Source organism: Enterobacter cloacae complex sp. P16RS2 (assembly GCF_014982155.1).
In the GTDB taxonomy this organism is placed as follows: Bacteria; Pseudomonadota; Gammaproteobacteria; order Enterobacterales; family Enterobacteriaceae; genus Enterobacter; species Enterobacter cloacae_M.
Genome location: NZ_JADCKW010000015.1, coordinates 16,282 through 30,754, shown reverse-complemented (window position 1 = coordinate 30,754; position 14,473 = coordinate 16,282). Strand labels below are relative to the sequence as shown.

Below are 14,473 nucleotides of genomic sequence, written 5' to 3'. Positions count from 1 at the left end.
AGAATGGTTCAGACTTAACATAATCCCCTGACGGAAGCATACGATGAAACCGGCGATCCTGGTGGTTGATGACGATACGGCAGTCTGCGAACTGCTTCAGGACGTGCTGAGCGAGCACGTCTTTAGCGTGCTTGCCTGCCATAACGGCCAGGATGCACTGCGGCAGGTACAGCAGGATCCGAATATTGCACTGGTGCTGCTGGATATGATGCTGCCGGATATCAACGGCTTACAGGTTTTGCTGCAGCTGCAAAAGCAGCGCCCGGCGCTACCGGTGATCATGTTAACCGGGCTGGGCAGTGAGTCAGACGTGGTGGTGGGGCTGGAGATGGGGGCCGACGATTATATTGGCAAACCGTTCAACCCGCGCGTGGTGGTCGCCCGCGTTAAAGCGGTATTGCGCCGTACCGGCGTACTGGCGGCGGAAGTCCCCGCAGCGCCCGTAGCGGGCATTGCTTTTAACGGATGGACGCTCGATACCACCCGCTGTGAGCTGAGCGATCCGCAGCGTAACCCTGTCCCCTTAACCCAGGGCGAGTACGGCCTGCTGCTGGCGCTCACGCAAAATGCCCGTCGGGTGCTGAGTCGTGACCGGCTGCTTGAGCTGACCCACAGCGAAAGCGCGGACGTGTTCGACCGCACGATTGACGTGCTGATCATGCGCCTGCGCCGGAAGATTGAGGCTAACCCGCATCAGCCTGCGCTCATCAAAACTATCCGCGGGCTGGGTTACGTGTTTGCTACCGATGTGAGTCGGCCCGAACAGGCGGCATAAGGCTTACGTTATCGCCGGAACAATGATGGCGGCAAAAATTGCGATGATGCACAGATACTTGAGGGCGTAATAGGCCTTACGGTTTCTTTTTTTCAGACGCTGCCCCCGCTCGCGGCCTGCATGAACGTATTTAAAGATGCGGTTTATACCGCCGATGCTGTCATTCTCGTCATTCGGTGAGCTGGCTGCAGACATCAGCGTGGTCCCCAACCAATGGTTAACCGCCTGCGCCCAGCGCCATTTCATCGGACGCTCAATATCGCAGAAGAGAATAATGCGCGTTTGATCCGATTTATTCTCTGCCCAGTGGACGTAAGTCTCATCAAAAATAACGGCTTCACCATCCCGCCAGCTGTGGCGCTGCCCGTCGACTTCAATAAAGCAGCGGTCGTCATTCGGTGTGAATAAGCCCAGATGGTAACGAACCGAGCCCGCGTACGGGTCCCGGTGCTTGCCAAGCTTCGCCCCCGCCGGCAGCTCGGCAAACATGGCCGCTTTCACTGAAGGGATTTCACTTACCAGCCGGGTCGTCACCGGGCATAAAGACTGCGCGGAGGGATGGGCATCGGCATACCATTTCAGGTAAAAACGTTTCCAGCCGCGTTTAAAAAAGGTGTTAAAGCCAGCGTCGTTATTATTTTCCGCCGCCTTAATATGATGCTGCAAACGCAGCGCCTCTTCGCGAATAACCAGCCAGTTTTCCGTCAGCTTATTTAATTCCGGGAAGCGCTCTGTTTCAAAGAAAGGCTGCCTGGCGGGCAGGGAAGAAAACGACGTCATAAACATATTAATGGGGGCCATGAACGTCGAATGGTCAAAGAGCTGACGAGAAAGCGTCTGTTTTTCTTTGCCGCGTGAATGCGCATAAATAACGCTGATAATGAAAATACCGATGATGATGGCTGCGAACATTTTTCCCTTGTCCTCTTTCTATCTCATTTCGGAAAAGCGTGCGGACAGAGTGCTGCCCACGCCGAATATGCCAGATGGAGAGAGTGTAGTTCGGGGATATAAAATTCATAGAACTGTAATGAAAAATCGCAATTTTTGTTAAATTAAGTGCTCTCGCGAATAAACGCCTGCAGCTCGGCCAGCGTTTTCGCGCCGTCAATCGCGTTGGCGGCCAGCAGGCTTGCTCGCGCGCAGGCGTGTGCCAGATAAATGCTCTCCGTGAGCGGGAGCGATTCATGGCAGCCGTATAAAAAGCCTGCGCAAAACGCATCGCCCGCGCCGACGCTGCCGACAATCTTTTTCTGCTCCAGTAGCCATGATGGGATCCAGCGGCCTTGCTCACCCGGCGCTTCACCCCATGCGCCTTCCGGACAGTGGATCACCACCCGCTGACGCACGCCTGCCGCCAGCAGCTGCGTCGCGGCATCGGCGATATGGGCGATATTCAGCGCATCGTCGGCGTCGCGCATCTCCAGTCCGCTAAACTCCCCGGCTTCCAGCTCGTTAATCACCAGATAATCAAGGTGGCGCAGGGCAGGGAGTACCAGCGGCTGATAGCGCGGGTCGCCCTTGCGGGACACCAGATCGAGCGACGTTTCATACCCCTGGTCGCGCATCTGCGCCAGCAGGCGCGCGCTGCGGGTGCCAAACTCGTCATCGGGCATATCCAGGCTGTCGAGCAGCAGCAGGTAGCCGAGATGGAAGATCTTCATCGATCCGTCTAAGCGATCGAAGGCGGGAAGATCCAGCAGGCGGTTGGCGCCCGGCGAGTGGAAGAAGGTGCGCTGTCCGCTGGGATCGGTCATGACCTGCGACATGGAGGTCGGGGCAAAGGTGGTGCGCTGCACGCGCTGGCGGTTGACGTGGTACTGGTCGAGCATCGCCAGAATGTAGTCCCCGTCGGCATCTTCACCAATCAGCCCCACTGCCTGCAGCGGCAGGCCAACGTGCATTTTTGCCAGCGTCAGCAGCACGTTGAGCGGCGCGCCGCCGGTTGAGCGTTCGCTGTGGGTGATTTCCGCCAGCCAGCCGCGCTCCGGCCACTGCACGATCTGATGCACGTGATCCACCAGCATGTTGCCTGCGGCGATGATGCCTTTGCGTTCCATTATGCCTGCCCCGCGCTGCCGAAGATGCGCATCTGTTCGGCGACCGTATCGGTAATCGCCTCTTCTATCCCCAGCAGCAGCTCGGCAAACTCATCGTACAGCGGCTGGCGGTTCGCCATGCGCTGCTCAACGGCGGCGAGTGCGGCCTGCGACATGCCGGTGTAGAAGTTGATTTTATGTATGCCGAGCTCGATGGCGCGGCGGAAGTCGGCATCGCTAATCCCGGAGCCGCCGTGTAAAACCAGCGGCAGCCCCGTCTGCTGGCGAATGGCGTCCAGGCGTGGGAAATCGAGTTTCGGCTCGCCCTTGTATTTGCCGTGCGCGTTGCCGATGGCAACCGCCAGCGCGTCGATGCCGGTTGAATCGACAAATTCGCGCGCCAGCTGCGGGTTGGTAAAGAACGCTTCATCCGCATGCCCGTACAGCGCGCCGCCTTCATCGCCACCGACCGCGCCCAGCTCCGCTTCCACCGACACGCCGACCGCGTGGCACATCTTCACCACCTCCCGCGTCTGGCGAATGTTCTCCTCATAGCTCAGCGTAGAGCCATCGAACATCACCGAGCTGAACCCTAAGCGCAGGGCGCGCACCACCGCCTCGAAATGCAGGCCGTGGTCGAGGTTGAGCACCACGGGAATATCGTGACGGGCGGCTTCGAACTTAACCGCTTCGACAAGCGAATCCAGGGAGACGTACTTAAAATGCACTTCGGCGATGTTGATGATAAACGGCGAGCGTTCCTGCTTCGCGGCGGCGAACAACGCGCGCAGGAAGTGGGAGTCGAGCACGTTAAACGCGCCCAGCGCATAGCGATGCGCCCTGGCGTGCTCCAGACCGTCGGCAAGAGAGATCAATGGCATCATTTACTCCTTATATCCGGAACAGGTTGTACTCGTTGCACAGCACCAGCAGCGCCGGTTCGTCTTCTTCGATGTTGTTATAGCGGGCTACGGGCTGCAAAAAGTGGTTGTCGTGCTCGTCGTCGTTTACCGATGACACCTCCCCAACCAGCACGTCGCCGAAGCCGCGTTCGCCCCAGAAGCTGTGGTACAGAGTGGGTGTCAGACAGATGCTTTCCCCTGGCATGAGGCGCAGCTGGCTGCCGGGCGCGTGGGTCTGACGACAGCCGTCGACGGTGACCGTCACGTCGGTGTTTTCCGTCTCTTCATGCGCCCCGGCATTCCATAACTCAATAATCAGATTCCCGCCGCCCCGGTTGATGATGTCTTCCCGCTTGCGCCAGTGAAAATGCATCGGCGTCACCTGGCCGTCACGCACGTGCATAATTTTTTCGGCATAGCACTTTTCATAAGGCACGCCGTTGGGCGAACCGTTGCGCAGGGTAAACAGCGTCAGGCCCTCAGCGGCAAAGCTGTTGCCGCCGAACGCCGTCACGTCCCAGCCGAGCTTGAGGTCGAACACTTCCTGCCAGGCGGCCTGGTCAAGCTGCTGCCATTTTGTGGGCGGGAAGCTGGCAAACGGCGGGAGATGTACGTCGTGCATGGAAAAGAACTGCCGCGTGTGGCCGAGAATTTCATTGATGTCGGAGCGTTTCATGGGGACTCCTGGCTTTTTTTGCAAAACCTTAGCACTCACCCGGCCCTCTCCCTTGAGGGAGAGGGGGAGTAAGTTCCCTCTCCCTGTGGGAGAGGGTTAGGGTGAGGGCATCAGGCCGCACCGAGGTTACTTAACCGTCCAGCCCTTATAGGTACCGACGTTCTTTTTATCGATCATCGTCACCGGGATCAGCACAGGCGCTTTCGGCGCAGGTTTGCCCTGTAGAATGTCATAGCCGATCTCCACCGCTTTTGCCGCCATCACCTGCGGATCCTGCGCCGGGGTCGCCACAAACAGCGAGTTTTCGCGCTTCAGCGCTTCCTCACCGTCCGGTGAACCATCCACGCCAACGATAAAGAACTCATTGCGCTGCGCCTGTTTCGCGGCCAGATCGGCGCCGATCGCGGTCGGATCGTTAATCGCAAACACGCCGTCGATCTTCGGATTGGCCGCCAGCAGGGAGGTCATAACTTCCAGACCGCCTTCACGACTGCCTTTGGCGTTCTGGTTATCCGAGAGCACCTTGATATCCGGATGTTTTTTGAACTCCGTCTGGCAACCTTCCACGCGGTTTTGCACCGCTGAGACCGGCGGTCCGTTGATGATCACCACGTTGCCTTTCCCTTTCAGGCGGTCGGTAATGTACTTACAGGCCATCTCACCCGCCTGGGTGTTATCGGAGGTGATGGTCGCATCAGCCCCTTCCGCCGCGACGTCAACCGCCACGACCACGATCCCGGCGTCCTTCGCGCGCTTCACCGCCGGGCCAATCCCTTTGGAGTCCGCGGCGTTGAGGATGATCATGTCCACTTTCGCGGCGATGAAGTTGTCGATCTGCGCCACCTGCTGGCCCAGATCGTACCCGCTGGAGACCAGCGTCACCTTGACGTTATCCCCCGCCAGCTTGCGCGCTTCCAGCTCGGCACCTTTGGTGATCTGCACGAAGAACGGGTTGGCCAGATCGCCCACCGTCACGCCGATGGACTTCAGATCTTTTGCCTGCGCAAACGGCGTTGCGGCAAGCAGCGCGCCAGCACAGAGCGCGGTCACTAACGGTTTCAAACGCATATGGTTTTCCTCGAAGCTGTAGGGTGTTGTTGTTATGCACTTTGATGGTGTCGGGTACGGTATTTGTCGATCAGCACCGCTATGATGATCACCGCCCCTTTGATCACCAGCTGCCAGAAGTAGGAGACGCCCATCAGCGTCATGCCGTTGTTGAGGGTGGCGATGATCAGGGCGCCGACCAGCGTGCCGGTGATCGTGCCGATCCCGCCGACGAAGCTGGTGCCGCCAAGGATCACCGCCGCAATCGCATCCAGCTCGTAGCCCGTGCCGAGGTTGCCGTTGGCGCTGTAGAGGCGCGAGGCGCTCATCACGCCGCCGAGCCCGGAGAGCAGGCCGCTCATGCCATACACGAACAGCAGCACCAGCCAGACCTTGATGCCGGTCAGTCGCGCCGCCTGCATGTTGCCGCCCACTGCATAGATATGTACGCCGAGCGTGGTGCGGCGCAGGATGAACCAGCACACCACGATGACCGCCAGGGCGATCACCACCAGCCAGGGAATTGGGCCGAGATAGTTATTGCCGATCCACTCGAAGTTGATGTTCGAGTTAATGACCGTCGTGCCGTCGGCAAGCAGGTATGCCGCGCCGCGCAGCGCCGTGTAGGTGCCGAGCGTGACGATAAAGGGCGGCAGCCCGGCAAAGGCCACCAGCGCGCCGTTAAACAGGCCCAGCACCATGCCGAGCATCAGCGCGGCCGGAATGGACAGCCCGGCGAATTCAGGAATGAGCGATACCACCATCGCGGCTACCGCCGTGGTGCCGAGAATCGACCCCACGGAGAGGTCAATCCCGCCGGTGAGGATAATGAAGGTCATTCCCGCCGCCAGCACGATGTTGATCGACGCCTGACGGGTAATGTTGAGCAGGTTGCTCTCGGTAAAGAAGTTCGGGGCAATAAAGCCAAATACCGCCACAATCAGGATAAGAATTGGCAAAATACCGACCGTTTGCATCAGATCGCTCATCAGCATTTTTTTGGCGGAGGCGGATTTCGCCACCTGCTGCGGATGGGTTGGAGTTGTCATGATTGCACCGCCTGATGATGAGTGTCGCTCACGCCGGTTGCCAGCGTCATAATGTTTTCCTGAGAGATGTCGCGCCCGTGGAGTTCACCCGCAATGCTGCCTTCCCGCATCACGTACACCCGGTCGCTCATGCCCACCACTTCCGGCAGCTCGCTGGAGATCATCAGGATCGCCACCCCTTTGCGCGCCATCTGGTTCATGATGCGGTAGATCTCGCTTTTCGCGCCGACGTCCACGCCGCGCGTGGGTTCGTCCAGAATCAGAATGCGCGGACCGATGGCCACCCAGCGGGAGATCAGCAGCTTTTGCTGGTTGCCGCCCGAGAGCCCGCCCGCGCGCACCTGCGAATGCGGCACGCGGATGTTGAGCAGGGCAATGGCGTCATCGGAAATCGACTGGGCTTTTTTACGGTTTAGCATGCCGAAGGTGGCATCGCGTTCCAGCGTCGCCATGGTGATGTTCTCCTGCGCCGCCAGCTCCAGAAACAGCCCCTGCTCCTTGCGATTTTCGGTGAGAAAACCGATGCCGTTTTCGATGGCCGCACGCGGGGAGTGGATCACCACCGGCTCGCCGTCGACCTCAATCATGCCGCCGGTGGCTTTACGCACGCCGAAGATAAGCTGCGCCAGCTCGGACCGTCCGGCCCCGACCAGCCCCGCCAGCCCGACGATTTCGCCGGAACGCACCTGTAAACTGCACGGCTGTACTTTTTTAGCGTCGGTGAGGTGGTGGACGTTGAGGCGCGGGCTGCCGAGGGGGATATCACGCTCTTTGTTGAACAGGTCGCTTAACGGGCGGCCCACCATCATGCGCACCAGCTCGGAGGCATTCAGCTTGTCGCGCGTCAGGCTGCCGACGTACTGCCCGTCACGCAGAACGCTGACGCGGTCAGAGAGTTCATACACTTCCGCCATGCGGTGGCTGATATAGATGATTGCCATTCCTTCATCGCGCAGGCGCAAAATCAGTTCGAACAGACGATGCGTTTCCCGCGAGGAGAGGGCGGCGGTGGGTTCATCCATCACCAGAATGCGGCTGTTGCGGTGCAGCGCGCGGGCGATCTCCACCTGCTGCTGTTCGGCGATGGTTAACTTCATGACCAGATCGGTGGCGTTGAACTGTGCGCCGAGACGGTCAATCACCGCCTGCGCCTGGGCAGCCATCTCTTTGCGCTGCACCATCCCGCCGCGCGACAGCTCGCTGCCGAGGAAGATGTTTTCGGCAACGGTCAGATTGGGCGCGAGCTGCATCTCCTGATAAATCAGGGTGATGCCTGCGGCCAGAGCATCTTTCGGCCCTTTAATGTGAAACGGCTGACCGTCGATCAGGATTTCACCGCTGGTGGCGGTATAGGCTCCCGCGAGGATTTTCATCAGCGTGCTTTTTCCCGCGCCGTTTTCGCCCATCAGCGCGTGGATCTCTCCGGGAAAGACCGTCAAATCCACACCCTTGAGCGCGTGGAAACTGCCAAACGTTTTGGCAATGCTGCGCATCTCCAATACCGGGGTTCTGCTCATGGCGGATCTCCTGCGAATGCCGATATCTGCACTTCATCACAGGTGCGTAAATGCAAAATGTCAGAAGCTGTTCATATTTGTCATAGTTATGAATAGCTAATCGCCATCACATTTTCCTTTTCCCTCTCCCGGTGGGAGAGGGCCAGGGTGAGGGCACCAAACCGCTCAGGAGCCCAAACCCATGCCATCACGCCGTCCGCCCTTTTTCGCCAGCGCCCGAGGCCGACTGCTGATTTTTAATCTGCTGGTGGTCGCCGTGACGCTGATGGTGAGCGGCGTGGCGGTGCTTGGCTTTCGTCACGCCAGTCAAATCCAGGAGCAGGTTCAGCAGCAAACGCTGGACGATATGACCGGAAGCATGAACCTGGCCCGCGATACCGCCAACGTGGCGACGGCGGCGGTGCGGCTTTCACAGGTCGTCGGGGCGCTGGAGTACAAAGGCGAAGCCGAGCGCCTTAAGCAGACGCAAATGGCGCTGCGCCGCTCGCTGGAACAGCTTGCGGATGCGCCGCTGGCGCAGCAGGAGCCGGCGCTGGTGGCGCGCATTATTCAACGAAGCAATGAGCTACAGCAGAGCGTGACGGAGATGCTTGAGCGCGGACAGCGCCGCCATCTGGAGCGTAACGCGCTGCTGAGCTCGCTGTATCAAAGCCAGAGCTACCTGCGTCATCTTCAGGACATCAACCGCCGTTACGACAGCAACGTACCGGATGCGCAGCAGCTGATGGAGATGGACCGGCTGATCGCCGCCGCCATCGACACTCCTTCGCCGCGCGCGACCGTTCAGCAGCTGGACGCCGTGGCCGCAGCGCTGCCCCGTAGCGCCGTACAGCCGGTCGTGAAAGGGGTTCTGCCAGATTTTAATGCCGAGTTAGGCAAGCTCGCCCCGCTGTCGAAGCAGCTGGAAGAGAGCGATCTGGCGATAAGCTGGTATATGTTCCACATCAAGGCGCTGGTGGCGATCCTCAACAGCGACATTAATCAGTACGTCGGGCAGGTGGCGCAGGCCTCCCGGCTTCGCACTGCCCAGAGCCATCACGAGCTGCAGTCCATCAGCGTGTTTATCAGCTTCTTCGCCGTGCTGGCGCTGATCATCACCGGGTGCGCCTGCTGGTATATCTACCGCAATCTGGCCTCTAACCTGACGGCCATTTCCCGGGCGATGTCGCGCCTTGCTCACGGCGAACAGGACGTGTCCGTTCCCGCCCTCCAGCGGCGCGATGAGCTGGGCGAGCTGGCGCGCGCGTTTAACGTTTTTGCCCGCAATACCGCCTCGCTTGAGCACACCACGCGCCTGCTGAAAGAGAAAACCACGCAGATGGAGATCGACCGCGTTGAGCGTCAGGGGCTGGAAGAGGCGCTGCTGCACAGCCAGAAGATGAAGGCGGTTGGACAGCTGACCGGCGGGCTGGCGCATGATTTTAACAACCTGCTGGCGGTGATCATCGGCAGCCTTGAGCTCACCGACCCCGAATCGAAAGACGCGCCGCGCATTACCCGGGCGCTGAAGGCGGCCGAGCGTGGTGCCTTACTGACGCAGCGCCTGCTGGCATTTTCCCGCAAGCAGTCCCTGACGCCGCATGCGGTAGAGATGCTGCCGCTGCTGGAGAACCTCAGGGAACTGATGCGCCACTCCCTGCCTGCCACCCTGAGCCTGGAGATTGAAGCGCAAACCCCGGCATGGCCCGCGTGGATTGACGTTAGCCAGCTGGAAAACGCCATCATCAACCTGGTGATGAACGCGCGCGATGCGATGGAAGGGCAAAGCGGGGTGATTAAAATCCGGACCTGGAATCAGCGCGTCACCCGCAGCGACGGGCGCAGGCAGGATATGGTGGCGCTGGAGGTGATTGACCGCGGCAGCGGCATGTCGCAGGAGGTGAAATCCCGGGTCTTTGAACCGTTCTTCACCACCAAGCAGACCGGAAGCGGAAGCGGGTTAGGCCTGTCGATGGTCTACGGCTTTGTCCGCCAGTCCGGGGGGCGCGTGGAGATTGAAAGCGCGCCGGGGCAGGGAACGACCGTTCGGCTTCACCTCCCGCGCTCCGTGCTGCCCGCCGCTGCAGACGATGAAGCGCTGTCAGCTACCGCCTCCGTCGATAGCGAGCGGCTGGTGCTGGTGCTGGAAGACGAAGCTGATGTTCGGCAAACCCTGTGCGAGCAGCTGCATCAGCTCGGCTACCTGACGCTGGAAGCGGACAACGGCGAACAGGCGCTGAATATGCTGGAGGCTTCACCGGATATTGGCATGTTTATCAGCGACCTGATGCTGCCCGGCAGCCTCAGCGGCGCCGAGGTGATTAACCATGTGCGCAGCCATTATCCGCAGCTTCCTGTACTGCTGATCAGCGGCCAGGATTTACGGCCCGCGCATAACCCTCAGCTGCCGGACGTCCAGCTACTGCGTAAGCCGTTTACGCGGGTGCAGCTGGCGCAGGCGCTGCGCAAGGTTATGGTAATTTGAGATTCCTCCGCTACCCCGGCTTCCCGCCGTTCATTATCGTAAGGCCAGTTCACCTGCGAGTCTGGCCTTATGAAACGTTACTCAACTGCTCTGTTATTCGGTCTGCTGTCACTCACCAGCCAACTGGCTCATGCCGATATTGTTGATGATGCTATTGGCAACATTCAGCAGGCGATCAACGATGCCTATAACCCCAGCAGCAGCCGCAGCAATGACGACGACGATCGTTATGACCGCAGCCGTCAAATCGACAGTCGACAGTACGACGATCGTCGTCGGCAGCTTGAAGACAGACGCCGCCGTTTAGATGAACGTCAGCGTCAGCTGGATGACGATCGCCGTCGGTTAGAAGAAGATGAGCGCAGGTTAGAAGACGATTACGATCGAGGCTAAGTGCGGCCTGTTGCCCTCACCCCAACCCTCTCCCACGGGAGAGGGAGAAAACCTAATCCAGCACCAGCACCATCCCGTCATAGCCCGCTTCTATGCCCTGCGGCAGCGGGTTATCCATCATCCACACGTCAAACTGATGGCTGATGTGCGTCAGGATCACCTGCGGGCAGCCAATTATCTCGTTTAACGCAATCACGGTATTTAAGTCGCAATGGTTTCGCGGCGTTTCCTCGCGCGGTTCATGGCTGCAGTCGATAATTATTGCCTGCGGCTGGTTGTTGAGCAGGAACTTCACCGTTTTTTCCGGCAATCCGGCGGTATCGGAAAGCCAGGCCACGCGGCTGTGGGCCGATTCCAGCAAATACCCGAAGGTCAGTTTCGAATGGTTGAGCGGCAGCGGCGTGACCCGCAAACCCTGAAGCTCAAACATCACAAACGGTTCGACCCTGTGGCTGAAATCCAGAATGCCGGGGTGCTTAAACAGGTCGTCGCATCCGGCGTCGTCCGGCGGACCGTAAACCGGGATCGTCGCCCCCACGCCCCAGCGCAAGGGGAACAGCCCCTGAACGTGATCCATATGGTAATGGGTGAGCAAAAACTGCTGGAAGCTGCCCGCCGGCCAGTCGTCCATCAGGTGCGGAATACCGGCATCCAGCAGGGTGACGGCATCGTTGAATTTCACCACCGCGCTGCACGGGCGACGGCGATAGTTGTCCTGCAGGCGCGCCCGGCGGCAGGCCGCGCAGTCGCAGCCAAAGACCGGCACCAGCTGGGCGCCACCCGTTCCCGTCAACGTGATGGTCAGACTCATAGCGCACCTCTACAGCGGTTTGGTGAATCGGAAATGGCTCTGCGTGTATCCTTCACGAACGTAAAAACGGTGCGCGTCGGTGCGCTTCACGCTGGTGGAAAGTTCGGTCAGCTCCGCGCCGGCCTGTCGCGCTACCTCTTCCGCCCAGGCCAGCAGCTGACTTCCGACCTTTAACCCTCGCGCCTGCGGCATCACCACCAGCTCCTGGATCTCGCCGATCCAGCGCGCGTGATGGAGGTGAAACTGCATATGCAGGCCGATCATGCCGACAACATGTCCGCCCAGCTCGGCAAGCTGGTAGCGCATATTGTGATCCTGAAGGTTGGCAAGAAATCCGGCGTGGAACGCCTGATGGTCGAACTCTGCCTGCTTCAGTTCGCAGATAAGGGCGTAAACAATCTGCGCATCGTCGGCGGTGGCGGGGCGAAGCTGGCAGTCAGGCATGCTGTTTCTCCTTCTGACGGATAAGCGATAAAAAGGTATCGACTGACTGTAGCAAACTTCCGTCGTTATTGAGGATGTGGCAGTCGGACGGGGCATAGCGGGCCGCGCGCTCAAGCCGCAGATCGATTTCACGGGCTGATTCACGCCCCCGGTTCTGCAACCGGCTGCGCAGGACGTCCGGCGAAACCTGCAGACAGACCGGCAGCAGGGCCGCCTCATAGCGGGCGCGCGCTTGTGGCAGATGCGCACGCGAGCCGTTAACCAGCACGTCAAAACCCGCGTGCAGCCAGAGGTCGATTTCGATGCCCACGCCATAGTAAAAGCCGTTGGCGTGCCAGCTCAGCGCCAGCAGGTTTTGCCCGGCGCGGGTAAAAAACTCCTGCTCGCTCAGGGCGATATGGTTTTCACTCCCTGCATTGGCCGCGCGGGTAATATAGCGGTGCGCGACCAGCAGCTGCGGATGTTCCCGCTGCCGTAAGGCGGACAGCAGGCTGTCTTTACCGGAGCCGGAGGGCCCCATTAACCAGATGAGCCTTCCCATCAGAACACCCTTTTTCCCTGACGCCAGACGTGGTCGATGTGAACGTGCTCGCCCTTGCGGTGGGCGAGTACCAGATCCGCGCGTTTACCCTCGGCGATTTCCCCGCGATCCTGAAGATTAAGCGCCGAGGCCGGGTTTTTCGTCACCAGTCGAATCGCCTGCGGCAGCGTAAAGGTGTTGTTCTCGTCGTCGGCAACCCGGAACGCCGCATCCAGCAGGCTGGCGGGGTAGTAGTCGGACGAGAGGATATCCAGCAGGCCGAGGGAAGCGAGCTTGCTTGCCGCCACGTTGCCGGAGTGCGATCCGCCGCGCACGATATTTGGCGCGCCCATCAGCACGTTCATACCGTGCCTGCGGGAGGCTTCCGCTGCTTCAAACGTGGTGGGAAATTCGGCGATCACGCTACCAAGCTGGTGGGATTCACACACGTGATCGTGCGTGGCGTCGTCATGGCTGGCCAGCGCGATATTGCGGTCCCGACACATCGCGGCAATCCTGAGACGGTTTGGCTGCGACCACTGCGCCGCAAGCGCCAACTGCTCTTCCTCGTAGCGCGCCATCTCGGCATCGCTGAGAGAATATTTGCCCTGATAGTATTCGCGATACTTTTCAATGTTGGCGAACTGGCGCTGCCCCGGCGAGTGGTCCATCAGGGAGACCAGCGAGACCGGCTCGCGTCCGACCAGCTTTTCAAACAGCGGCAGGGTGGTGTGGTGCGGCAGCTCGCAGCGCAGGTGGAGACGGTGCTCGGCGCGGTTGAGGCCGCGTTTTTGCGTCTCCTCCACGGCGTTGATCATCTTCTCGAGATTCTCCAGGCGGTCGCCGCCGTCGCGCACGTCACCAATCGCCACCGCGTCCAGCACGGTGGTGATGCCGCTGGCGACCATCAGCGCGTCGTGGCTGCTCATCGCCGAATGGGCGGGCCAGTCGACCTTCGGGCGCGGGGTGAAGAATTTGTCCAGATTATCGGTATGAAGCTCAATCAGCCCCGGCAGCAGCCAGCCGCCTTCACCGTCCATCGCTTCAGGAGTACGGCTCTGGGTTTCGGCAAAGGCGCGAATAACGCCTTCATGAACTTCAACCGAGCCATTAACGACTTCATTTTCCAGCACCAGCCTGACGTTATTGATAATCATGCGTTTGTCCCCATCGGGTGCAATCTGTCCGCCACGCGGCTGCGTACGGCGTCGTCGTGGAAGATCCCGACGATCGCCGCGCCGCGCGCTTTGGCCTGTTCGATCAGCTCCACCACGGCGGCGCTGTTTTTACCGTCGAGCGAGGCGGTGGGTTCATCCAGAAGTAAAATCGGGTAATCGACGATAAATCCGCGGGCGATATTGACGCGCTGCTGCTCGCCGCCGGAAAAGGTCGACGGAGCGAGGTGCCACAGACGCTCCGGCACGTTGAGGCGCGTCAGCAGGCTGGCGGCTTTGGCGGCACAGGCTTCGCGCGGCACGCCGAGATCCAGCAGGGGCTGCATCACCACGTCCAGGGCGGAGATCCGCGGGATCACCCGCAGAAACTGGCTCACCCAGCCGATCGTCGTGCGGCGCACTTCCAGCACTTTACGCGCGGGGGCCTGCATTAGATCGACCCACTCATCGTTGTGGCGAATGCGGATGTGGCCTTCGTCCGGGAGGTAGTTAGCGTACAGGGAGCGCAGCAGGGTGGATTTTCCGCTGCCGGAATGGCCGTGCAGCACCACGCATTCACCGCGGCTGACCTCCAGAGAGGCATTTTGCAGCACCGGCAGGCGCACGCCGTTTTGCTGGTGGAGCACAAAGGTCTTACTTACGTTTTCTACGCGGATCATGT

At 60.0% G+C, this 14,473-nt stretch carries 15 protein-coding genes; 3 read left to right on the top strand and 12 right to left on the bottom strand.

Annotated features, from left to right (window positions below; all coding sequences use genetic code 11):
- The first annotated feature begins 43 nt into the window (after window positions 1-43).
- Window positions 44-775: a response regulator gene (locus tag INF68_RS11325; RefSeq protein ID WP_126787112.1), complete on the top strand. Its 732-nt coding sequence runs from the start codon at window positions 44-46 to the stop codon at window positions 773-775.
- 3 nt (window positions 776-778) lie between these two features.
- Here INF68_RS11325 and lpxO read toward each other — a convergent pair whose 3' ends face one another.
- The 7 genes from lpxO to INF68_RS11290 all read right to left on the bottom strand — a co-directional run bounded on the left by lpxO (window position 779) and on the right by INF68_RS11290 (window position 8,005).
- Window positions 779-1,687 carry a lipid A hydroxylase LpxO gene (gene lpxO / locus INF68_RS11320; protein WP_126787111.1) on the bottom strand — a complete coding sequence of 303 codons (909 nt, stop codon included), beginning with the start codon at window positions 1,685-1,687 and terminating at the stop codon, window positions 779-781.
- A gap of 143 nt (window positions 1,688-1,830) precedes the next feature.
- The gene (locus INF68_RS11315; protein ID WP_126787110.1) at window positions 1,831-2,835 is read right to left on the bottom strand and encodes a carbohydrate kinase family protein; all 1,005 of its coding nucleotides are present in this window, start codon (window positions 2,833-2,835) and stop codon (window positions 1,831-1,833) included.
- Window positions 2,835-3,695 carry a ketose 1,6-bisphosphate aldolase gene (locus tag INF68_RS11310; protein WP_109846215.1) on the bottom strand — a complete coding sequence of 287 codons (861 nt, stop codon included), beginning with the start codon at window positions 3,693-3,695 and terminating at the stop codon, window positions 2,835-2,837. Before INF68_RS11310 ends, INF68_RS11315 begins: the two co-directional genes overlap by 1 nt.
- Before the next feature lie 10 nt (window positions 3,696-3,705).
- Complete coding sequence (locus INF68_RS11305; protein WP_047653084.1) at window positions 3,706-4,392, bottom strand: D-lyxose/D-mannose family sugar isomerase; 687 nt, start codon at window positions 4,390-4,392, stop codon at window positions 3,706-3,708.
- A gap of 126 nt (window positions 4,393-4,518) precedes the next feature.
- Window positions 4,519-5,460 (bottom strand): ABC transporter substrate-binding protein, encoded by a 942-nt coding sequence (locus INF68_RS11300; RefSeq protein WP_021242935.1) that lies wholly within the window; start codon window positions 5,458-5,460, stop codon window positions 4,519-4,521.
- 32 nt (window positions 5,461-5,492) lie between these two features.
- Window positions 5,493-6,488 (bottom strand): ribose ABC transporter permease, encoded by a 996-nt coding sequence (locus tag INF68_RS11295; RefSeq protein ID WP_048030254.1) that lies wholly within the window; start codon window positions 6,486-6,488, stop codon window positions 5,493-5,495.
- Window positions 6,485-8,005: a sugar ABC transporter ATP-binding protein gene (locus INF68_RS11290; protein ID WP_126787109.1), complete on the bottom strand. Its 1,521-nt coding sequence runs from the start codon at window positions 8,003-8,005 to the stop codon at window positions 6,485-6,487. Before INF68_RS11290 ends, INF68_RS11295 begins: the two co-directional genes overlap by 4 nt.
- Window positions 8,006-8,186: 181 nt before the next feature.
- Here INF68_RS11290 and INF68_RS11285 point away from each other — a divergent pair, with 181 nt between their 5' ends.
- Window positions 8,187-10,469 (top strand): ATP-binding protein, encoded by a 2,283-nt coding sequence (locus INF68_RS11285; RefSeq protein ID WP_126787108.1) that lies wholly within the window; start codon window positions 8,187-8,189, stop codon window positions 10,467-10,469.
- Between the two features lie 69 nt (window positions 10,470-10,538).
- A complete protein-coding gene (gene yjdP / locus INF68_RS11280) occupies window positions 10,539-10,862 on the top strand; it encodes a DDRRRQL repeat protein YjdP (RefSeq protein WP_033144428.1) in 324 nt (107 codons plus the stop codon).
- A gap of 52 nt (window positions 10,863-10,914) precedes the next feature.
- Here yjdP and phnP read toward each other — a convergent pair whose 3' ends face one another.
- From phnP to phnL, 5 genes are read right to left on the bottom strand one after another with little or no spacing between them, the layout of a single operon-like run.
- The gene (gene phnP, locus INF68_RS11275) at window positions 10,915-11,673 is read right to left on the bottom strand and encodes a phosphonate metabolism protein PhnP (RefSeq protein ID WP_045355270.1); all 759 of its coding nucleotides are present in this window, start codon (window positions 11,671-11,673) and stop codon (window positions 10,915-10,917) included.
- A 9-nt stretch (window positions 11,674-11,682) separates the two neighbouring features.
- Window positions 11,683-12,117, bottom strand: coding sequence for an aminoalkylphosphonate N-acetyltransferase (gene phnO / locus INF68_RS11270; RefSeq protein WP_024906746.1), 435 nt, complete (start codon window positions 12,115-12,117; stop codon window positions 11,683-11,685).
- Window positions 12,110-12,661 carry a ribose 1,5-bisphosphokinase gene (gene phnN / locus INF68_RS11265; RefSeq protein ID WP_115504024.1) on the bottom strand — a complete coding sequence of 184 codons (552 nt, stop codon included), beginning with the start codon at window positions 12,659-12,661 and terminating at the stop codon, window positions 12,110-12,112. The genes phnO and phnN overlap by 8 nt, the downstream gene beginning before the upstream one ends.
- Window positions 12,658-13,794: an alpha-D-ribose 1-methylphosphonate 5-triphosphate diphosphatase gene (gene phnM, locus INF68_RS11260; RefSeq protein ID WP_109846212.1), complete on the bottom strand. Its 1,137-nt coding sequence runs from the start codon at window positions 13,792-13,794 to the stop codon at window positions 12,658-12,660. Before phnM ends, phnN begins: the two co-directional genes overlap by 4 nt.
- Entirely contained in the window at window positions 13,791-14,471 is a 681-nt protein-coding gene (gene phnL, locus INF68_RS11255; RefSeq protein WP_109846211.1) for a phosphonate C-P lyase system protein PhnL, read from the bottom strand. The genes phnM and phnL overlap by 4 nt, the downstream gene beginning before the upstream one ends.
- Window positions 14,472-14,473 lie beyond the last annotated feature (2 nt).